Annotated in this window: 19 protein-coding genes; 14 read left to right on the top strand and 5 right to left on the bottom strand. The window is 33.4% G+C overall.

Features of this window, described 5'->3' with window-relative positions; genetic code table 11:
• Position 1: 1 nt before the first annotated feature.
• The gene (locus MY04_RS26745) at positions 2 to 4408 is read left to right on the top strand and encodes an efflux RND transporter permease subunit (protein ID WP_066216145.1); all 4407 of its coding nucleotides are present in this window, start codon (positions 2 to 4) and stop codon (positions 4406 to 4408) included.
• A 63-nt stretch (positions 4409 to 4471) separates the two neighbouring features.
• Here MY04_RS26745 and MY04_RS26740 read toward each other — a convergent pair whose 3' ends face one another.
• Positions 4472 to 4642 (bottom strand): hypothetical protein, encoded by a 171-nt coding sequence (locus MY04_RS26740; RefSeq protein ID WP_158297940.1) that lies wholly within the window; start codon positions 4640 to 4642, stop codon positions 4472 to 4474.
• A 342-nt stretch (positions 4643 to 4984) separates the two neighbouring features.
• On the opposite strand from MY04_RS26740, the gene MY04_RS26735 reads away from it, so the two are divergent.
• From MY04_RS26735 to MY04_RS26705, 7 genes are all read left to right on the top strand, one after another.
• The gene (locus MY04_RS26735) at positions 4985 to 6847 is read left to right on the top strand and encodes an amidohydrolase (RefSeq protein ID WP_066216144.1); all 1863 of its coding nucleotides are present in this window, start codon (positions 4985 to 4987) and stop codon (positions 6845 to 6847) included.
• A 290-nt stretch (positions 6848 to 7137) separates the two neighbouring features.
• The gene (locus MY04_RS26730; RefSeq protein WP_066216142.1) at positions 7138 to 7734 is read left to right on the top strand and encodes a hypothetical protein; all 597 of its coding nucleotides are present in this window, start codon (positions 7138 to 7140) and stop codon (positions 7732 to 7734) included.
• 15 nt (positions 7735 to 7749) lie between these two features.
• Complete coding sequence (locus tag MY04_RS26725) at positions 7750 to 8436, top strand: hypothetical protein (RefSeq protein WP_066216139.1); 687 nt, start codon at positions 7750 to 7752, stop codon at positions 8434 to 8436.
• Between the two features lie 3 nt (positions 8437 to 8439).
• Positions 8440 to 9204: a GNAT family N-acetyltransferase gene (locus MY04_RS26720; protein ID WP_066216137.1), complete on the top strand. Its 765-nt coding sequence runs from the start codon at positions 8440 to 8442 to the stop codon at positions 9202 to 9204.
• 185 nt (positions 9205 to 9389) lie between these two features.
• The gene (locus MY04_RS26715) at positions 9390 to 10337 is read left to right on the top strand and encodes a DNA-processing protein DprA (RefSeq protein ID WP_066216135.1); all 948 of its coding nucleotides are present in this window, start codon (positions 9390 to 9392) and stop codon (positions 10335 to 10337) included.
• 142 nt (positions 10338 to 10479) lie between these two features.
• Positions 10480 to 12015: a serine hydrolase gene (locus MY04_RS26710; protein WP_066216131.1), complete on the top strand. Its 1536-nt coding sequence runs from the start codon at positions 10480 to 10482 to the stop codon at positions 12013 to 12015.
• Entirely contained in the window at positions 12015 to 12377 is a 363-nt protein-coding gene (locus MY04_RS26705) for a phage holin family protein (protein ID WP_066216129.1), read from the top strand. Before MY04_RS26710 ends, MY04_RS26705 begins: the two co-directional genes overlap by 1 nt.
• Before the next feature lie 94 nt (positions 12378 to 12471).
• Here the strand turns inward: MY04_RS26705 and MY04_RS26700 are convergent, their stop codons facing one another.
• A complete protein-coding gene (locus MY04_RS26700) occupies positions 12472 to 13788 on the bottom strand; it encodes an O-acetylhomoserine aminocarboxypropyltransferase/cysteine synthase family protein (RefSeq protein ID WP_066216126.1) in 1317 nt (438 codons plus the stop codon).
• A 232-nt stretch (positions 13789 to 14020) separates the two neighbouring features.
• Positions 14021 to 14647, bottom strand: a complete 627-nt coding sequence (locus MY04_RS26695) for a hypothetical protein (RefSeq protein WP_066216123.1) — start codon at positions 14645 to 14647, stop codon at positions 14021 to 14023.
• 159 nt (positions 14648 to 14806) lie between these two features.
• Between MY04_RS26695 and MY04_RS26690 the strand changes: the two genes are divergently transcribed.
• A complete protein-coding gene (locus tag MY04_RS26690) occupies positions 14807 to 15220 on the top strand; it encodes a hypothetical protein (protein ID WP_066216120.1) in 414 nt (137 codons plus the stop codon).
• A 230-nt stretch (positions 15221 to 15450) separates the two neighbouring features.
• Here the strand turns inward: MY04_RS26690 and MY04_RS26685 are convergent, their stop codons facing one another.
• The gene (locus MY04_RS26685; RefSeq protein WP_066216117.1) at positions 15451 to 15999 is read right to left on the bottom strand and encodes a hypothetical protein; all 549 of its coding nucleotides are present in this window, start codon (positions 15997 to 15999) and stop codon (positions 15451 to 15453) included.
• A 163-nt stretch (positions 16000 to 16162) separates the two neighbouring features.
• Between MY04_RS26685 and MY04_RS26680 the strand changes: the two genes are divergently transcribed.
• On the top strand, positions 16163 to 17479 hold the full coding sequence (locus tag MY04_RS26680) for a DEAD/DEAH box helicase (RefSeq protein ID WP_084006160.1): 1317 nt from the start codon (positions 16163 to 16165) through the stop codon (positions 17477 to 17479).
• A 71-nt stretch (positions 17480 to 17550) separates the two neighbouring features.
• Here the strand turns inward: MY04_RS26680 and MY04_RS26675 are convergent, their stop codons facing one another.
• A complete protein-coding gene (locus MY04_RS26675; protein ID WP_066216114.1) occupies positions 17551 to 18054 on the bottom strand; it encodes a lipase family protein in 504 nt (167 codons plus the stop codon).
• A gap of 472 nt (positions 18055 to 18526) precedes the next feature.
• Here MY04_RS26675 and MY04_RS26670 point away from each other — a divergent pair, with 472 nt between their 5' ends.
• The 4 genes from MY04_RS26670 (at position 18527) to MY04_RS26655 (ending at position 22149) form a co-directional block, all read left to right on the top strand.
• Positions 18527 to 19495, top strand: coding sequence for a T9SS type A sorting domain-containing protein (locus tag MY04_RS26670; protein ID WP_066216112.1), 969 nt, complete (start codon positions 18527 to 18529; stop codon positions 19493 to 19495).
• A 162-nt stretch (positions 19496 to 19657) separates the two neighbouring features.
• On the top strand, positions 19658 to 20059 hold the full coding sequence (locus MY04_RS26665) for a hypothetical protein (protein ID WP_066216110.1): 402 nt from the start codon (positions 19658 to 19660) through the stop codon (positions 20057 to 20059).
• A 271-nt stretch (positions 20060 to 20330) separates the two neighbouring features.
• Complete coding sequence (locus tag MY04_RS26660) at positions 20331 to 20849, top strand: hypothetical protein (protein WP_066216108.1); 519 nt, start codon at positions 20331 to 20333, stop codon at positions 20847 to 20849.
• 28 nt (positions 20850 to 20877) lie between these two features.
• Positions 20878 to 22149 (top strand): C45 family autoproteolytic acyltransferase/hydolase, encoded by a 1272-nt coding sequence (locus tag MY04_RS26655; RefSeq protein WP_066216106.1) that lies wholly within the window; start codon positions 20878 to 20880, stop codon positions 22147 to 22149.
• Positions 22150 to 22172: the final 23 nt, after the last annotated feature.

The following is a 22172-nucleotide window of genomic DNA, read 5'->3' as shown; positions in this document are numbered from 1 at the left end:
TATGTCGATTGTAAAAAGCGCATTAGATAATAAACAGATTATCCTTACCATCACATTTCTAATTGTGATGTACGGGGTCTTCTCATTGCAAACAATGCCAAGAAGAGAAGATCCAAAGTTTAATATCAGAGAAGGTTTAGTGGTAGCTGCATTTCCTGGAGCAAGTAGCACTGATGTAGAACAACAAGTCACCGATAAAATTGAGGACCTGTTATTTAGTTTTGAAGAAGTAAACAAAGAAAAGACCCATAGTAATTCTAGAGAAGGGGTGCTTTATATTGTCGTAGAGCTTCAGGATTATGTTACCAATGCAGATATCTTTTGGTCTAAACTACAACACTCTTTAACTCAACTTCGATTAGCTGAGCTTCCTGCAGGAGTAATTGGACCTTTTGTACAATCTGATTTTGGGGATACAGTCGCCTTATTAATGTCTTTCCAGTCGGACAAAAGGGATGCTAGAGAAATACAGAATTATGTTGATCAATTAGGTGATCGATTAAGAGAAATACCATCCCTATCAAAGCTTAAAAAGTTGGGAGGAAAAGAAGAGTGTTACTATATCAATGTTGATTTTAGAAAGCTAAGTCAATATAAAATATATACCCCTCAAATATTTGCAGCACTAAGGGCTGAAAATGCCGTGGTTCCTGGTGGACAAGTAAAAGCTGATGGTCAGAATATAGGTATTGTACACGGAAGTTTATTCTCGACACAAGCAGATATAGAAAACCAAGTGATTGCTAAAGATCCAAATGGTGGAGTGATTCGTGTAAAGGATATTGCAACAGTAGAAAGAGGGATAAAGGAAGAGAAGCAAAAAATTCGTGTCAACGGTACTGAATCTATTCTGATTTCATTGGAGATGCAAAATGGTTATAACATTGTAGATTTTGGAGAGGAAGTTGAAACCATGGTTGCTGATTTTGAAACGGGTCTACCAAGTGATGTGAAAATTGATTTTGTAGTCAATCAGCCGGAAAACGTTAAAGACAGTATCAACGACTTTATCAGAGAGTTTTTTATTGCCATTGTTTCAGTAATCATAGTCATACTATTATTGCTTCCATTTAGAGTTGCATTAATCGCCACTTTAGCCATTCCTGTAACGGTGGCATTTACTTTCGGTATTTTAGATGGTATAGGCATACAGCTTCAACAAGTATCATTGGCCTCATTGATCGTGGTCCTTGGTATGTTAGTAGACGATGCCATTGTGATTGCAGATAATTACGTAGAGAAACTAGAAGAAGGTTTGCCAGCATATGATGCGGCATGGAAGTCAGCGGACGAACTAAAAATTCCGGTATTTACAGCAGGTCTAACTATCGCAGGTTCGTTTTTTCCATTAATCACATTATCAGGTGCTGTGGGCGAATTTATTCAGTCCTTGCCTATCACTGTGGCAATTGCCATTAATGCCAGTTATTTAGTGGCAATGATGTTGACGCCTTACCTCTGCTATACATTCATCAAAAAGAAATTTGAAAAGAAAGCCGACGATAAAAAATCCATGTTGGATTATCTTCAGGCGTTTTTTGATAAAAGCATAGATTTATCGTTTAAATACCCAAGATTGTTGATGGTATTTTCTGTAGTTTCCGTAATTATTGGAGGATCACTTTATCTATTATTAAAGCAGAAACAGTTCCCTTATGCAGAAAGGAATCAGTTTGTCATTGAAATAAGAGCAAAAGAAGGAACCGCTTTAGCAGTAACTGATAGTATCACAAAAGAGATTGAAAAGGAGATTCAAGGAAACGATAAATTGAATAGTTATGCGGCTTTCGTGGGCACTTCTTCACCGAGATTTTATTATAATTACGCACCTCAATTTCCTCAAAGTAATTTATCTCAGATACTAATTAATACAGTATCAATTGAAGCCACAGAAGAGTGGGTTTCTGAATTAGAAAACGCACTACCTGATAAATTTCCAGAGGTATTGGTACAGGTGAAGAAGATGCAACAAGGATCTCCTTATGAGGCACCTGTTGAAATCAGAATCAAAGGGAGAGATTATGCTACATTATTGGCTATTGCTACTGATATGGACAGTATCATGAGAGACTCAGAATTGTCGTATAATGTAACAACCGATGTTTATGAAAATCAACTGAGTTTAAAAGTAAATACAAATAAGAATGTGGCCAATCAGTTAGGTATTTCTGAATCGACAATTCTTAGGGAATTGGCTTTGGCATATAATGGATTAACGGTAGGAAGCATATGGGAGGGGAACACTCCATTACCCATTATATTACAAGATGAAGGGATTAAAAATCAAGATATAGAAGCCATAAAGAACTATTATATCAGTAGTCCATTATCAGGTGCTAGCGTGCCATTAATGCAGATTGCAGAGATAGAACCTACTTGGTTGCCTTCAAATATCAAACATAGAAATGGCGTAAAAACCATTACAGTTGAATCACAAACAAAAAGCGATGTGTTACCTTCTGAGATGTTGAAAACAATACAGACACACATTGATGAATATCCATTACCAAAAGGTTATAAAGTTGAAGTAGGCGGTGAGGATGAATCTCAAAGAGAGACCTTCGCAGAGATGAACCAAGTGATGGTGTATTGTTTATTGATCATTTTTATAGTGATTCTTTTCCAATTTAAAACGCTAAATCAGGTAGGTATTGTACTTGCTGCCATTCCATTGTCAGTCTTTGGAGCGTTCTTCGGCTTATTGGTTTCAGGATATCCTTTTGGATTCACAGCCTTTGTCGGTTTGGCAAGTTTAATTGGTGTATCCGTGAGGAACTCCATTATTCTTGTGGACTTTGCCAATGAATTGGTAGTGAAAGAAGGGATGGGAATAAAAGAAGCAGCAAGAAGTGCCGGTAAACGTAGAATTAGACCTATTTTCTTAACAACTATGGCAGCTGCAATTGGGGTAACTCCTATGATTATTTCTGGATCTCCAATGTGGGCTCCTTTGGCAACAGTACTTGCAGTAGGATTAATATTTTCGATGTTTATGACTTTACTAACCATTCCTGTTCTGTATTGGAAATACGGTGAAACTGAATTTCTAAAAAATCACATCAATAAAGGTGGGGCATTATTGATTTTATTGTGCTGTCTACCTATGATTGATGTAAATGCACAATCAACTATATCTTTGGATGAATGTGTGAATATCGCAAAAGAAAATAATCAACAATTGCAGTTGATTACGATTGAGGCACAGAAGAAGAAATTAGAAGTAGATCAAGTTACTTCCAACTATTTACCAAAAGTGATGTTGGATGGCGGTGTGTTTTGGTACTATCATACAGAAAGAACCACTGATGTAAATATTAGTATCAATGATTTGCCATTAATTGGAGGTATACCACCAATTGATTTGGGAACGCAATTCACTCTTCCGGAAAGTAACCGTTTTATTGGTGTAGCCAATTTGGGTATTTATCAGCCCATCACCCAATTATTAAAGATTAAATCGGGTAGCGATGTAAAGCAAGTCGATTATAATATTGTAATGAATAAGTACGGAGAGGTGGAAAGTAAAATTAGGGAAGGAGTATCCAAATTATATGTTGGAATTGCAATTGAAGAGGCCAAGGTGAATGCTTACAACGATCAGGTTGAACTGATTCGTAAAAAGCTAAAACAGGTGAACGATGGAGTAGAAGCAGGAGAAGTTCTGGATGTATATGTTTTAGGGCTGAATGCAGACTTGTTGGATCATGAGTCGAAACAACAACAAGCAAAAATCGATGGAGATAAATATAGAATGCAGCTCAATACGGTGCTTAATTTCCCTCAAGATTCTGTTTGGAGTGTGATGGATGTGAAATACGACTCCACTGAAGTGGCAGATCTAATTGCAAGAGTCACTTTTGATAGTACTCTAATTGTCGACAACTACAAAGTGAAAGAATCGTCTTTGATGATGGACAAAGCACAAGCCGGGTTAAATTACAATAAGAAATCACATATTCCAGATATTACGCTAACCGCTCAAGGGTTCCATTTTGCCAATGTACCTTTGGTGCCTCAGTCAAATGTGTTTGTTGGGGCTACTTTGACTTGGCCATTGGTGATGTGGGGATATAAACAAAGAAATGTAGAAATCTCTAAACTTCAAGTGCAACAAGCAAAAGTGAAGATGGATGAAACCAAACGAGAAGCCAATCAAGAGATAACCACAAAACTTCAGGAATTAAAAAATGCTTTAACGGTACTTCAAACTGCTCAAAAAGCTATGGAGTTCCGACAAAGAGAAATAAAAATTAAAGGAGATGCTTTCGAAAATGGCCTAATCAGCTTTAAAGATTATGCCGACACCCAAGAGAAAGTACTAGAAACAACCACACTCATTTTGAAGGCAAAATCGAATGTAATTGTCAAAGAAAATGAACTAAAGAATTTGATGGGAGTGTATGAATAAAAAAAGAGGCTTTTAACGGCCTCTTTTCTTTTAATAAATAATGATAATGCTTGATTAGAAACATCAAGCACGACTTTGAATTTCCAGACTTTGGATACTTCCAACTTCATGTCCAGAACGTCTTAAAAAGGCACGGGCTTTACGTAAAATAGTTTGTTTAGTGTCTGTCACTTTACAAACAATTGATATAATGCCACGATAATCCTTGAGATGATATTTGACTTTAGCAATCATTGTTTTTATTGGTTATGTTTTGTAAATAATAAAAAATAAAGCATTGTGAGTACAATGTCTTATTTGGATAATCTGACAAACAACATAGTTTACCCACACACTGGTAACTATTTATAATCGACTTTTTCTATCTATACCACAAATGTAGCACACCATGTCCGGATTTGAAATGAGAACAATTAATTGATAATCAGTAAAATGTTATTGTTTTTTTATAAAATATTTATATTTTAACTGACTGACAAACAAGTTTATAAGGTAAATTTATTTTTTTTTGATTCAGAGATAGGGTTTCCATTTCTTCTTTGCCCTTTATAGAGTGAACACAAAAAACTCTTGAAAATGAAAAAAAAATCTATCTTAAAAAGTTTCAGTATTCTCTCTTTGATATCGGGAGTCATATTTCTATTCTCATTTATTCATCAGCAAAAAGAAATAGCTGATAAAGTATTTTTAAATGGAAAAATTTATACAGTAAACGATGATCAGCCATGGGCTGAAGCAGTAGCTATTAAAGAAAATAAAATTTTATTTGTTGGGACTTCAGCGTCAGTTAAGGACTTTATTGATAATGAAACGGAGGTGATCGACCTAAAAGGTAAAATGATGTTGCCGGGTTTTGTAAGTGGCCACGATCATTTAATCTCTTCGAACTGGATGAAGGCAGGGGTGTCTTTATTCGAAGCCAAAAACAAAGAAGATTATCTAAGAATGATCAAAGAGTATGCAGAGCAAAATCCTGACGAACCTATTGTATTTGGTTATGGTTGGAACAAAGATGCATACGGTGGGTGGCCAACAGCTAAGGAATTAGATTCAGTAGTATCAGATCGTCCTGCAATGATTTTCGACTTTACTATTCACGATATGTGGTTTAACACAAAAGGCTTAAAAGCTGGGGGTGTTACAAAAGATACAGAAGATACAGTACCTGGCATGTCTTATTGGAGAAGAAATCCTGACGGTTCTCCAGAAGGTGTTGGAGTGGAAATTATTTGGTTAGACGCTTTTATTAAAGCGGGTGCTTGGAACCCTGAAAAAATGATGAAAGAAAGCCAAGAAATTCTTTACAATAAAGCAGCTTCTTGTGGTTTGACTTCGGTGATTAATCAAGGGTTAATTACGCCAAACCTTATGAACTTTCCTTTATTTAAAGAAGACATGAGATATTCTTTCGAATTGTTGGATTCATTAGATAAGAAAGGAGAATTAAAGCTAAGAACGTTTCAAAATTACGTTTACAAGAATTCTAATATTGATGTAGATGATTTTGTTGCTGATGCAGTAGAGTTGAAGAATAAATATGATTCGGATAAACTTCGTTTACATGGTATTAAAATTCATCCTGAAGGCAATTGGAACTCGAATACTTCATTGATGCTTGAAAACTTTAGTAACATAGACTCAAAAGGTGTATCTGGAGTAGGAAAAGATAAATTGATGGAAATCCATTTAAAATCGAATAGAAAAGGTTTAGATGTACATGTACATGTAGACGGTACTGCAACAACACGTTATACTATAGATGCCATAGAAGCTTCAAGAGCAGAAGGAAATAAGAATAGAAATGTCTTACAACATTATTTCTGGACTCATCCGGATGATCATCAAAGAGTATTGGATATGAAGATTCCTGTGAATACAACTCCTTTATTTGGATCGGATTGGGGAGGTCAAGCCAAAGATGCCTATAAATTTATGGGTGAATATAGAGTAAACAACTACTATATGAAGTACACAGAGTTACCTGTTCACGAAGGACATAATTTAAGTGTTAGTGCAGACATTCCATCATCGCCGGTAAATCTTTTAGATCCATTATTTAGCGTAGAGGGAGCAGTGACTTTACAAGATCCACAAAACGAGGAATCGGTAGCATTTCCTCCTTCTCAAGTACCAATGCAAGTGGTAGAAGCGATAAAAGCCATTACAATTTACCCCGCATGGCAAGCAAGAATGGAAGATAAAATTGGATCGATTGAAGTAGGCAAATATGCTGACCTAGTAATCTTAGAAGATAATATTTTTGAGGTAGGGTTAAGAGATATCGCTGATATTAAAGTAGAAGCAACGTTGATGGATGGTCAATTCACTTATAAAAAATCTGAAACACCAGATATGTCTCATAACACTAAACCCAACGTCTCCTTACCTAAGGAGTTAGGATGTTGTGAACATGGTCAACATCATCATCATTCAAAATAAAAAAGAAACCCTACCGATATCGGTAGGGTTATTTTTTTACCAATCAGGCTTAAAAACAATAATAGTTGGGTAAAGAAAAATAGTCACAAAATCTTTTTTGGTTTTGTTCCTTAAATACAAATTTATGGAATGATTAGAAGACAAATTCAGGATTTCATTTATTATTAAAAATTATTTACAAAACATTGTAATGCAGCTAGTTAATATAACTTTTGTTATCGTTTTTTATTTTGGTATACCAATATTGAAATATTACTTTTGTCGTATAAATTTATTATTGCTAGTTTATTATGAACTTTATCCAGTTTCTACAAAAGTTAATACACGATTCACATTATCAAGTTCTGTATGTTGATTTAAAGTATTTAGTAAAAGGGTATCAAGAAAATTCTGATTACGTCTATTCTTCTAAAGAAGCATTGTATAAGATGTTTTCAAGATATGTTGAGAAGTTAGAAAAAGAGTATGGCCTAACTTCAAAAAAAATCTTTCTAAACAACGAAGAGTATGCCCAACAATCTGAAAAGTTTGATGGTTTTGTGCAGAGAAGAAAAAAAGATATTCTTATTGAAGCAGACAAAGGAGTATATATTGGTTACCAATTAGAGGTGGAACAAGAGAAAATCAATACTATTATCGAAGTTTTTAGATTGAAAAATCTAAAGATGAATCTAGAAAAAAAGACCCGTTTAACGGAGAATCCAGATTTATATTTAAAGAATATTGATTTCGAATTAACCCATTCTAAGAATTCTATTCAAAATTGGCTGGATTGGTTTGATTATATTCTTATTAGTATAGATGATAAGAAGATTATCGAAATTGAACATCAATCTGATTTTGGCGAAATAAAACACGAAAAAATTATTCCCATAAGGTTGAGGTAGAATTTATACAGCTATATGTATCTGATAGGTATTCGAGTTGACGATTCAAATCGAGTTACTGAACAAATAAGGTATAACGATTTAGCAGTAGTTAATCTAAACAATATTAAAACTATTATAAAATCGAATCAATTTGTGGCCAATGTTTCGGTATTTAAAGATAAAGCGAAGTATCTTCGGGCCTATGAATATTTTATTGAGAAGATGAATCATCAGATGGATATTATATTAAAAAGTTTTGTGGGTGTTATGCCTCCAGAACCGGTACATCACCACTATGAGAAACCATTTTCTTTAGAAATAGATATAAATACATTTCAGGTGCCTTTTATAAGAAGATATAAAGTAGATTTTGAAGAGTTGAACTCTCCTAAAGGGGAAGGTTATCGTAGGTTGAGATTCAAAACAAATCCATCATTTGAGTTTATCAAACAAGTGCTGATGTTGAATGACAATTGGAATTACGACATTAGTATAAACGATAAAAGAATTAGTAATGAAACATCCTTGGAGGTAGTAAATAATGATTCTTCTGTTAATGCTTGGATACGTGATTATTTAAAGCAGAGTCATAGACGTTCATTGATAAATTACGAGGATAATCCGATTATAAAAAGAGAACTTGAAAAAGAAATTAAAGATTGGGAGAGGAATCAAGATAATCCTCAAACCAGTGTGACTTACCCTTTTACCTGCGATTAAGATATGAATAAAGTAAACTTAAATTTCAAAAAACATGCAAACTTCATCCCTCAACATCATTCTTTAATGAGGGTTTTAGAAGGTGATTCTTTGACTTACATTGATAGTGGTTTCAAAAGTGATACATTCAATATAATACATATTGAAGATAAGAATTTTACAGCAGAATCTTTAAAAGAGGGATTGTCATTTATTGATAATCGATTAAGAGTCCCTTGTGTTTGGATAGACGGTGCTGATATTACAGATAAAGGATTAGAGGTTTTTGATACACTAGATATGGTAAGAAATGACAGCAGTGTAATGCTTTCATTAGATATTAAGGAGACTACTGAATATAAGCCATCGTCAAAGATTAGTAGAACAAAACAGAAGCAAGATATTATCGATCATGCTTTTGTAATTGCCAATAATTGGGATCCTTTTGATGTAGAAGTCCTACACTACTATAACAGAGCCTCAGAGTTTCTTTTAGATCAGAATAATAGTCTAATGTTTAATTATTTTGATGGTGAAGCGACTGTTGGTGTAATTGAGTTATTCATAGAACCAGATCAACCAACAACTGCAGGAATCTACAATCTATCTGTTTTAAAGGAAAATAGAAAACAAGGTATAGGTTTTCAGCTTATTCAGCATGCCCTTTATACTGCTCAAGCTTTGGGAGTGAACAATGTTGTAGCACATGCTTCAGATGATTCTGTAAGACTTTTTGAAAAATTGGAATTTGTAAAAGAAGGCGAAATTGTAGAGTTTGGAAAAAAATAAAAGCATCCTGAAAATCAAGATGCTTTTAGCTGAATCATATGGATTCAACTAGTTAATTTTTTGATAGGTGACTAACCTATGATTCTTTACCCACTGCAATATAATATGAAAAGCTTTTAAAAAACAAATATTTATATGTATTTGTGAACAAATTGTTAAATATTGATTTACAATAATCCAATTTTATGAATCATTTAAATAGTATTATTCTGTCTTTTTTGAACATCAAAGGGTATAGCCATAAATTTTTATTTCGATATGAAAAGGAATTATTGGAGGCTGTAAACGAAACAACTTCAGTCTTTGAGGGCATCACCTATGTATTAGAAAAAACAAATAGAATACTAAAAGTGACCTCTGATGAAATAAACTCTGCAATTGAAAAGGCAAAAGCTATCGAAAAAAAGTGTACTAACTATAATATTCATATCCTTAATTTTTTAGATGAAGATTTTCCAGCATCGGTAAAGAATAATCATAATTTATGGTCGGTGCTCTTTACAGTAGGAAACTACAAATTATTGAATGAGTATACAGTTGGTATTATCGGTACAACAAAGCCTGATGCTCACGGACAAATTGTAAGTCAAAGGATTGGAACATACTGTACCGAAGAAGAAATTACCCTTGTTTTGAATCAACAAAGGGGGGTGACTGTAGAAGTATTAAAAGAATTTGATGGGACTTTTATTGGTGTGGTTTCAGCTGGTCTAGACACCAAATACGAGCCATTAGACGATATACATCATCAACAAAATAGATGTGTTATCTCTCCATTTGTACCTGGAATTACCTATGATGAATACCGTTATATAGAAGGTTCTAAATTAGTAGGCTGTTTATCAAATAGAGTCATCTTAGTGCAAGATGCAGCATCAGATGATACCCGTTTTGTACTTTCTTACTTTTGTAGATTAAACCGAACTTTGGGGGTTATTTTACCAGTACAAAGTGCTCAGAAATCGCATATCAATCAAGGAAACATGTTAGTGATCGATAATGGAGAGGAGGGTTTAATTACTTATTGTAAAGCGAAAGATTTGAATTCTAAAACGTTTGAATGCGAAATCAAATTATTGAAGACAAAGAACGACTTCCCTCAATTTTTTAAAGAAGAAGACATACCTTTTTAATACATATTTAATTCAGATATTTATTTGATAGGAATTAAGGAAGATCTCTAAACTTTAATTATTTTCACATTATCATATATTTTGAGTTGTAGTTTACTTCTATTTGTTGGAAGGAAAAACTCATCATACACATATTAACAAAATGAATAAAAAATACTATTACAGTCTATTATTACTTCTGTGCCATTTTCAACTTTTCGGACAAACTTACAAGAAAGAAGTAAAGAAAATCGATGCCTATTTTTCTCAAATTATTCAAGATTGGGAAGTGCCTTCTATGTCGGTGGGTATCGTTAAAGACGGACAATTAATTTTCAGTAAAGGATACGGAACGAAAGAAATCGGTAAAGAAGAAACTCCAGATAAGGAAACTTTATATGCTATTGCAAGTATATCAAAGGGGTTTACTGCGACAATGATCTCTCAATTGGTGGACGAAGGTAAACTGAATTGGGAGGATAAAGTGGTGGATCACTTACCTTATTTTGCCGTCTACGATCCTATGATCACCCAATTGATTACGGTAAAAGACATCTTATCTCATAGAGTAGGTTTAGGTACTTTTTCTGGGGATATTATGTGGTACCAATCAGATTATACGTCTGAAGAAATCATTAAAAGAATAAAATATGTTCCTCAAAGTTTTGAACTAAGAGATGGATTCGGATACTCTAACCTTATGTTTATTACCGCTGGTCAGTTAATCAAAGAAGTGACGGGCAAGACTTGGGGAGAAAATGTACAAGAAAGAATATTGGATCCTTTGGGAATGGATAGAACGATTTATTCTTTAAAAAACTTAGACAAGAAGGGGAACTATGCTACTCCTCACCGTTTAGAAAATAATACCAAGAACATTCCAATTGAATGGACAAATTGGGAAGAAATTGCCGCAACAGGTGGTTTGATTTCATCTGTTGAGGATTTAGCAAAATGGTTGGATTTTAACATGAAAAATGGAATCATCAATGGAGATACTCTGATTTCGGCTTCATCAAGAAACCAATTGTGGAAGATACAAAACCCTTACACATCGGACTTGACAAAATCACATATGGAAACTCACTTTTCTGGTTATGGTTTAGGATGGGGTGTAAAGGACTATCATGGTAATCTGAGAGTTTCTCACTCTGGTGGATATGATGGTATGATCACAATGGTCAATATGATCCCTGATCAACAATTGGGAGTGATTGTATTAACGAATGGATTAAAATCGCCTATTTCTGCTGCATCCAACTATGCCATTGATGTGATGTTGGGAATGAAAGAAGTAAAAGATTATAGTAAACTTTACTTGGAGTCATCAAATAAACGATTTGTAAAAGACGATAGAGTAGAGAAAATGAGGGAAAGTAAAGTGGAGGGAACAAAGCCCACTTTAGATTTGAAAAACTTCGAAGGTGTTTATCATTCCAAATTAAATGGCGATATTAAAGTTGAATTAGTGAATGACCAACTAAGTTTGACATTTGAGCATCAGAGTTTCTTGAATGCAGATTTAGCACATTGGCATTATAATACATTTGAATTGAAGTGGAAAAATACAAGTCCTTGGTTTACTTTAGGTACTGTAAATTTCACTACTGATAATCAAAATCGAGTAACAGGAATCACATTCGAAGTTCCGAATCATGATTTTTATTTTGAGGAAATTCGAGCTAAAAAAGTAAAATAATGAAAGCATTTATTGTTAGAACATTAGTAGCAGGTATCGCAATTTTGGTATGTGCATGGATTTTAGAAGCATTTGGAGCAGCTACCATTATTACAGGATATGGTGATGCGGTGATTGCAGCGCTAATCATTGGTTTATTAAATGCATTTATAAAACCTCTGATTACCCTTATTACATTACCTTTAACGGTATTGACACTAGGTCTCTTTCTTCTAGTGATTAATGGAATTATCTTCTATTTGGCAGGGCATGTCTTTTCAGGGTTTCATGTAGATTCCTTTGGGTTGGCCTTTGTTTTTAGTTTATTCTATTCGACAGTGCTTTCATTCTTGAATGAAATCTTTGATGTGAAAGAAAAATAATATACATAGAAGAACTCATTAAAAAAGGTGGTCTGTAAGAACGTTTTATACAACGTTCCTACAGACCACCTTTTGTATATATTAAAAGCTTACCTTAAACTACAGTTGTTGCCGTCTTTGCCAAAGCTTGTTCAATATCACCGATAATATCGTCGATATGCTCAAAACCAGTAGAGATACGTACCATACCTTCTGTTACCCCACTAGCAATTTGCTCTTCTTTACTTAATTGTTCGTGAGTTGTCGAAGACGGATGAATGGCTAATGTTTTCGCATCACCTACGTTGGCAAGGTGACTTACCAATTGAAGTTTTGAAACGAAAGTCTTGGCTGCTTCATATCCACCTTTCACTTCAAATGTGAACACACCTCCGAAACCTCTTTTAAAGTATTTTTTAGCGGTCTCATGGTATTTACTTGATGTCAAACCAGGGTAATTCACTTTATCCACTAATTCATGTTGCTCTAAATGAGAAGCTAATTTGAGAGCATTATCACAAATTCTTTCCATTCTAAGTGATAGTGTCTCTAAACCTTGTATCAATTGGAAAGAGTTGAATGGAGAAATGGCAGGACCGTAATCTCTTAAACCTTCTACTCTTGCTCTGATTGCAAAAGCAATATTTGGAAGTCCTAATGGGTTTCCTTCACCAAATACTTCCCAGAATTTTAATCCATGATATCCTTCTGATGGCTCAGTGAAAATAGGGAAATTACCATTACCCCAATCGAAGTTACCACCGTCTACGATAATACCACCAATAGATGTACCATGTCCGCCAATCCATTTTGTGGCAGAAGCTGTTACGATATTCGCCCCATGTTTTAAAGGTTGGAAAACATAACCACCTGCACCAAATGTATTATCAACGATCACTGGAATTTTATGTGCTTTTGCTACATCAGCAATTTTTTCGAAGTCAAGAATACTTAACTCAGGGTTGCCAATCGTCTCCAAATAAATCGCCTTAGTTTTTTCATCTATTTTAGCTGCAAATGCTTCAGCTGTGTCACCCTCAGCAAATCTTGCTTCAATACCTAAACGTTTAAATTGAACCTTAAACTGATTATAAGTACCGCCATAAAGGAAAGATGAGGACACAAAATTTTCACCTGCTTCCAATAAGTTAGTTATTGCCAAAAACTGAGCGGACTGTCCAGAAGCTGTAGCTACAGCTGCAACACCACCTTCTAAAGCGGCTACTCTTTTTTCAAAAACATCCGTTGTAGGATTCATCAAACGAGTATAAATGTTTCCGAACTCCTTTAATCCAAATAAATTGGCTGCATGTTCTGCATTATTAAATACATAAGATGTCGTTTGATATAATGGAACGGCTCTTGAATTAGTTGTTGGGTCTACCTCTTGACCAGCATGAAGCTGTAAAGTTTCAAATTTGTAATCGCTCATTTCTTGAAATAGTTTATGACTGTTGATTAATAAAACAATATAGAAATTTTGTAGGCAACAAACCATTACTCTACAAAACCGATAGGCAAATAAAAGAAACGATTATTTTAAATGCAATTAAAAAATAGGTTTTATAAAAAAATTAATCATTTGATTAGTTTTTGGGAATTGATATTTGTCTGATTAACAATTATATGAATGTATTTATGAGCTCATTAAATTGGGATTGATTTTAATCAAGTTGTAATTTTTTTGCTTCAATTATTATGTTCTTTACTATATCAGAAGGACCATCAGGAAGCCAAGTTCTCACCAAAAAGTCAGGAGCTTTAGCCACGGGGGTCATGCTTACAGTTGTTTTTAATTCAGATTGCCCATTTTCCAAATCTCTTAAGTGATAGGATATATTATAGTAAGTCATTCTTTTTACATTTTCCATTTTGTAAAGAGATGGTGCAGCTTCACCAATCAAAGAAATGATGCCATTATTATTTATCTCCTTCATCTTTACAATCAAATCATTATTGGGCATTGGAAAAGGAGCGTCTACAAAGTAGTATACCAACCATTCACCGTTAGGTAGATCTTTTAATTTTTTACTTTCCTCAGTATCCTCCGAAAAGAATTTATGTTTAGAAGCATCTTTTAGCACCGCCAATAAATTTTCAATTTTCACATCTGTAATTGTGGTGGCTTCGTATTCGACAACCTGTGATTTTTTACCATTTTTTTCTTGGCTAATCACTCTACTTTTCACAGTAATGCTACCGTTTTCTGTTTTTTCAGTAGTCCATTCTTGAGCAAAAGAAAATTGAAAGCTAAATAATAAGATGAAGAGGACTTTGATGTTTAATTTCATAGTATTAGTTGTTAAGTTAGGAGTCTTTAAACTAACCATGAGGTTTTAAAAAGGTTTACGAAATTAATATTAATCATAAGATATAAATAAATATCTTTAATGTATGAGATTGTTGCGACTGTATTTTAAAAATTATGTATTTAGATGATATGATAAACGATGGAAAACTTTAAAAATATATTAAATAATAAGCATGTAGGTATTATTATTTCTTTCTCGCTTCACGATTGTTGGGATGTATTTTTAGCCCTCAAACATGAAAAAGAGGAGGCCGATGCCTTACAAAGACAAATTGATGTTTTGTTGAGGAATGCAGATGTAGATGATTCTGAATATGCCTATTTTGGTATTGCTTACATTATCGAACATATTTTTGAGCACAATATTTTTAAAGTGACTCACACTGCTTTTCCATCAGAATTTTTCGACAATACTTACATTGAAGTAGACGGTGAAACAGCAGATATTCATATTGAATTGGTAGACGATTTGAGTAGAGCAGGAGCAGCTGTCATCTTAGAATATTTTGAGCAATTCGAAAAGATAGATTACCTCCTTAAAATTGAACAATAAATGTATTACAAAATAAAACCCCCTAAACGAATTTCGCTAGGGGGAGTGTTCTTTCTTAATGATATGTTTTCATATCATTGATTCTTTACCCAACACTAATATATTTTAATACGTAAGAAATTCCAACTATTTGTTGAAATTTTCCAACTTGTAATCATTGTAGAATACAGTAGTGTATATTAAAGTACGGAAATTGTACTTTGGTTTATTTTTTCCAAAAAGCAAATTGTCTATTTTTTTGCTTTAATTTTATCGATATCATCATGGTTTCCTAACTGACCTAATCTTAACAAACTGATATAAACAACAGCAGGTATAATTGATCTATATACAATTGATCTTTCAATTTCTTCTGTGAACGCTTCTTCAATAAGCATATCAAATGGCATGGAATAAATACCAGCATTTTCAATACCTAAAACTCTATCATTTAAGGTTAAAATTAATTCTTCCTCTAATTGTTCCACATTTTCAATTCCCATAATCGGGATATTTAATTGTATCACAATATCAATAAGTATATCTCTATAATCTTTCTGATTCATTCTAAGAAAATCACCAACACCTTCATTGGCTTGGTACTGTAATTCTAAAGCAATTCTATCGCTGTATTTATAATAATCGTTACCATAAATCTGAGCTTCTAATGAATTACTTAATCTTTCGCGTAATCTATATTCACCGTTTATTTCTGTAGTTAATATCTTATATAATGTTTCAATTTGATCGTTATCACAGCTATCTAAAAACCATAAACTTGAATCAGTACGCATTTTCATTTTCTTATTTCTTTAGGTACACACACTTTTTTTATAGTTATTTATACCTAATTGAAGTACAAAAGATTAGTTTGTTTAACTTTATTCAACCCACTTAACAGATAATTACAATTAACAATAGGGGATTACGTTTTTTATATTAGCTTGCCCGAAAATACATACTATGGAAAATATCACATTAGACAATATAAAGAAGAACCTAGGGATTTCTGAGTTCAATAAGATTCAGGTGGAGAGTATGGAGAAAGCCAAATCTCATAATGAATTGATATTATTGGCTCCAACAGGTACCGGAAAGACCTTAGGATATCTTTTGCCTATTTTAAATAAAATCAATCCAAACGTTGAAGGAGTACAAGCATTAATCTTAGTACCTTCGAGAGAACTGGCGTTACAAATAGAAAAAGTTTTTAAATCGATTGGTTCGAAATTCAAAATTAACTGTTGCTATGGTGGACACGCCTTCCAAATAGAACAAAAGAATTTAAGTCAGCCACCTCAAGTACTTGTGGGGACTCCTGGTAGAATAGCGTCCCATATCGAAGAAGAAACTTTCGATTACAGTACTGTTGAGAGTATTGTTTTCGACGAGTTCGATAAAGCATTAGAGTTTGGCTTCTTAAAAGATATGGAATACATCTATTCTAGTTTAAGAAGTATAGAATATAAGATGTTGACTTCCGCAACTGATTTATCGGAATACCCTGAATTTTTAAGGCTGAACCAACCTCAAAAGTTAAATCACTTAACTGCTCAAATCCCGAAGCCTTTAACGGTTTTACAAACTGAAGTAAAGAGTAAAGAAAAGCTGACTCAGTTATTAAAGTTAATCTATCATCTTAAAGCAGAAAGGATGATTATCTTTTGTAATCACCGAGCGGCTGTAGAACGTATTTCAGCTTTCTTTAAAGAAGAGGAATTAGAGCATCAAATGTTTCATGGCGGAATGGAACAAATTGATAGAGAACGTGCATTGGTAAAATTCAGAAACGATACCTCCTTGATCTTAATCACTACAGATCTTGCAGCTAGAGGACTAGATATTCCAATGATTCAGCATGTGATTCATTATCAATTACCTCCGAAGGAAGATGCATTTATTCATAGAAACGGAAGAACAGCCCGAATGAATGAAACGGGTAACGCCTATATGCTCTTAGCAGATGATGATGAAATACCTGAATATGTAAATACATATCCTCGTCATTTTGATATCCCTCAAGATGCTCCTAAGCCAGCTCCTACACAATGGGAAACGATCTATGTGTCTGCAGGCAAGAAAAATAAAATCAATAAAATTGACCTTGTTGGATTATTTATCAAAAAAGGGAATTTAGATAAAAATGATATTGGCCTCATCGAGGTGAAAGATTTTATCTCATTTATTGCTGTAAAAAAATCGAAAGCTGCTTTAGTGGCAAAAAGGCTTAATAAGGAAAGAGTAAAGAAGATAAAGGTAAAAGTAGATATCGCTCAGTAGATATTTAAACTTTAGTATTTGATGTTAAGGGTAGCTTCATTGTCATTTCAAGAGTGATAATGAAGCTATTTTTACATCTGATTTCTTTTTAATTTAAGTTTAGGAGTAAACATTTGTTTGATTAACCTCCATCTAAAATTATTGACTAAATTCAACCCAAAAATATAATGTCTTTGATGATGTACCGAATTATTAAATTCCTCTAACTTGGCGTCATCAAAAGGGATAGGGCTATCATAAGTTACAATTGAGGACGTTTGATGATATCTTCTGAAATATTCCAAGCAGAATAATTTTGCTATAGCACCTCCTACTCCAAAGCCAATTACATTGACCTGCTCAGCAGCTATTAGTAGGTTGTTCTGCTCTTTCCAAAGATTCTTTGATATCAGCAGAAATGATTTGAGATAACCACTATGTATACCATTTTTCTTCTGGGTGTTTAATCTCTTGATTAGCCAATAATATACTTTATTAGTGGGATGAAATTCAATATTTAAAATACCGTCGTCGTAATTTATTATACACTCTATTCCTTTGGAATAATATTTATATACAATAGGGTTATTATTCATGGTTACTTGTCTAATGTTCTGTTGTGTATGGATAAGTCGTCAACTCACCCTACAAATTTAATAATCAAGGTTTGACCCTAAATGAACTAAATCTCAAAAAATGATGAATAATAGACCTCAAGAAAATGGTCCAATAACTTATAGTTCATATAACAAGTCATAGAATCATTCTATAGAAACAGTTTATTAATGTTGTAATTATTTTAGTGTTGGTTGGCTTTAAAATAAAATTAAAAAACTTAGCTACTTGTTGAGTAATAGAAAAATTCCGTATAGCATTACATTTAAATTAATAAATATGAGTCAGAAATAAAAACGAACTCAAAGACTTCTATTTATTTTAACCGTTTCCTTTTTTATTTTTTTAACCAAACAAAAATCAATTTATTTAGTTAAATGAAACATTGTTACTAATTTTACAGTTAGATATTAAACAAAATATCATTCACTATTAATCAATTACTATAATTTAATGAAAATCTTTACCAACGCTACTTTAATCACCCTTTTTATAGGGCTTGTTTCTGCATGTACTTCATCAGTTGAAGAGGAGATAGGATCTTTTACAGTAACAGGAGATAAATTACCTGATGAAATTAGAATTTTTGAGGATACTATTATTGTGAAAGAACTATCAGAAGTTAATTACAGAGTAACAAATGGAGCTTCAATTATTATCAAACCTGAAAATGATAATATGACCGTGAATATTAAAAAAAGTAGGTTCTTTTTCGAAAATGGATCACAATTTAAGATTAATAACTCAGTTCATTTCACAAACACAACAATTGAATTAGAAGACAATTATCAAGATTTTGTTTGTATTGAGTCTACTTCAGCTAGAATTAAATATGAAAACAATAATAAAGAATATCCTAAAGGTTGTTATAATAAGATTGATCTGCCCGTAGAAATGATCTACATCAACTCCGAAAAAAGAGACAACAACATTCTAATAAAATGGGCAACAGCAACAGAAGAAAATAGCGATTATTTCGGCGTTGAAAGATCGTTTGATAAGAAACAATGGAAAGAGATTTCTCAAGTGAAATCTGCTGGAAATTCTCAGGTGAAAATTGACTATTCTTTCTTAGATGATAAAATTGGAGAAGTCAATCAAGTGGTATATCACAGGTTAAAACAAGTCGATTTAGATGGCAACTATTCTTATTATGGTCCAGTGGCTGTCAAAATGGGTGATCAAAACACAGGTGAGGTGACGATGTACCCTAACCCGGTAAAATACCAAGAGGACTTGAATATTGTCACGAATTATGAAACAATGAACGTAAAAGTTTTTGATATGTCCGGTAGAGTCTATCATGAAAAAACGTATCAAAAGAATTTTGCCAATATCCCTATGAACTTTGGTGTAGGGATGTTAATGGTTGAAGTTACTTCTGGAAGTCAGAAAGTGACGGAAAAGATTATGGTACAATAATCTAAAAACAGCTCATCCTTTGTTATATAATATGTAAATCGGAGAAAATTTGTTCTCTGATTTAATTTTGAGGTTGACTTGTCATCAAGTTAACCTTTTTGTTGTGCAAAAACATAAAATTGTAAGAAGAAAGTGTTATTTTGCAACGCAAATAATTAAAAGATGATGAAGAAAAGAAACAACTTGATGCTAAAAGATGCAAGTACAGGCATTAGAACAAACAAATACCTTTTAGATACTTATCGAAATATGATGCGTCATAACAAGAAAAGTATAGCAGAGAATCATGAGTTACTCTTTATTAGTACCATTCTTCAATTTAAATCTAAAGAATTTGAAAGTGGTTTTGAAGATACTAAATTAATGAAAACCACTAGATTAGTACTTGCATTAGTGATGAATGGTCATGGTTGGACCTATGAGGATGCTTTTGATTATGCAGTTTCTGAAGAAGGAGAAAAACTAATAGATATATGTGACCAATTATCTGAAACAGTAAAAACCAAGTTTTATGATAACATCAATACAGTTGTTTCTAATGTGATACCAGAAGAGGAAGAATAATATATTTATTACATACATAGCTGATAATAACCTATCTAAATGAATTTTAGATAGGTTATTTTTTTGCTTATCAATTTAATTGAAACGCTTAATATAGTTAAAGCGAGTTAAATATGTATTATAATGCAACGCAAAATAAAAATATAGCGTTTCTAAAAACATGATAAGCGACGAAGAATTTAATAACCTTGATACTTACTCGCTTTATCTCAATTAATCTCTAACTGAAACCAGAAGTCTAGAAGTAGGCTTCAATTAAAATTAAAATCAAATGAAAAAATTTGGAATTACAGCTGTTTATTATGCATGTGTGATGGTAATGATTAGCTTTTTCACAACGCTCACCTCTTGTAGTAAAGCAAATGATGAGAACCCAGGTCCTCAACCCGATCCTGTGGAAACTGCAGGTTTCCGAGTAAAACAGGTCATTGTCGATATGACGAATTTTGACGAGGAAATTGATGTAACGAAAGATGAAGTGAGTTTTTATATCTGTAAAGATGTAGAAACCTACGAGAAACAAGTTGTGATTATCGCAGAAGTAAAAGAATTGGAAGAACTAAAGGAAAATGGATTTATTTTAGTCGATTTAGATAAACCAATCATTATCCCACACGACAAACCGTTCTATTGTTTTGGAGAACATTTAGGGTTGGGAGCAGGTAAGATCAGCCCAATTGGTGATTTCAAAATTACTATACCTGAAAATGAAGCATCAGAGATACCGAAAGATAAAATTATAGATGCTCCAGGCCCGATTGGGGTAACAGGCTTCTCTAGACACGAATAATTATTCAGAAAAACTAAAAATCAAACAAATGAAATACTTAATTCACTACTCGATTATTTTACCCATTTTAAGTGTACTTTTTCTTAATTCATTCACCTCAAAAGCAGGTATTCCACCTGTTTATCATCAAATTGAATTAGAGGATAATAGTAACTTTTATACTGTAGAAGCAGAAGGAAATTACCGGGATGTTGGTTTGGCTCATGGGAAAAAGTTCAAAAAAGAAATCCATTATATGCTCAATCGTTTTCGCTTTGAATTAGTGGAACCGATGATGGTTTCAGTAGGCTTGGAAGCCAATTATGAAGCCTACAAAAAGTATTGCTTAGAAAATACTTCCTTTGTTTCTATGATTAAGAAACATACGCCCGGTTTATATCAAGAAGTAAAAGGAATTGCTGACGGAAGCGAACAGGATATAGAAGATATACTTTGTTATAATATTTCCTTTGATGAATTATTCTTGGTATTAGAGGAAATGAGTGGAACCAACCCATCTTTGGTAAAAGGGAATCGTTTAAATGGACATTGTTCTGCAGGTGCTGTTTGGGACAAAGGAATGTCATCGGTTAGCTATACATGCGATTGGGCAAAAACATTTGAAGGAGCACAAGCTTTGATGAAATATAATATTGATGGTAAAGTACTTTTCATCTCTGGCTATGTGGGAACGATCGGGATTCAAGGGATCAACTTGGAGAAAGGATTCTCTTTAAATGCCCACTCAAAATTTGATTTGGCAGGAGACATTAATACCGGATTACCTTCTTTATTTTTTGCTCGAGAACTATTGGAAAGTGAAAGTAAAAAAGCAGCTGTAAAGCGTCTTAAGGAGTTACCAATTGCCGTGGGAATCGGTTATGTTTTAACAGATAAAGATGGTGTGACTGCTTATGAAATAAGTGCCCATCAGAAAACTGAGGTGGTTTGTGGAGACCATTGGTTTGCTATTGCTAATGATATCAGAGCCAATACCGATATGAAACCATCGGTGAGGAATCACTTTAATATCAAGAAAGTAGATTTTGATAATTTCCCTAAAGAGTTTTTGTCACATAACGCCGATTGTATCCAACGTTATGATCTAATTGCAGATTTTGCCAGTCAAACCAACATCAAAAAGGTGGATTGGTTAAAAGTCTTCCAACATTATCCAATCGCCAAAAAAGTAACTATGGATATACCGGTTACTAACTTCTGGATCATTGTAGAATTCGACGACGAATATATCGATATCCAAACCACTCCTTCACACCCGGGAGGCATGGAGTTAGAAACCTATCGAGTAAAATATAATTGATGATGTTATCGACCTATTTACGA

Source organism: Flammeovirga sp. MY04 (assembly GCF_001682195.2).
Classification (GTDB): domain Bacteria; phylum Bacteroidota; class Bacteroidia; order Cytophagales; family Flammeovirgaceae; genus Flammeovirga; species Flammeovirga yaeyamensis.
Note: the sequence above shows the minus strand (reverse complement) of the source record. Positions and strands in the feature narration are given on the sequence as shown.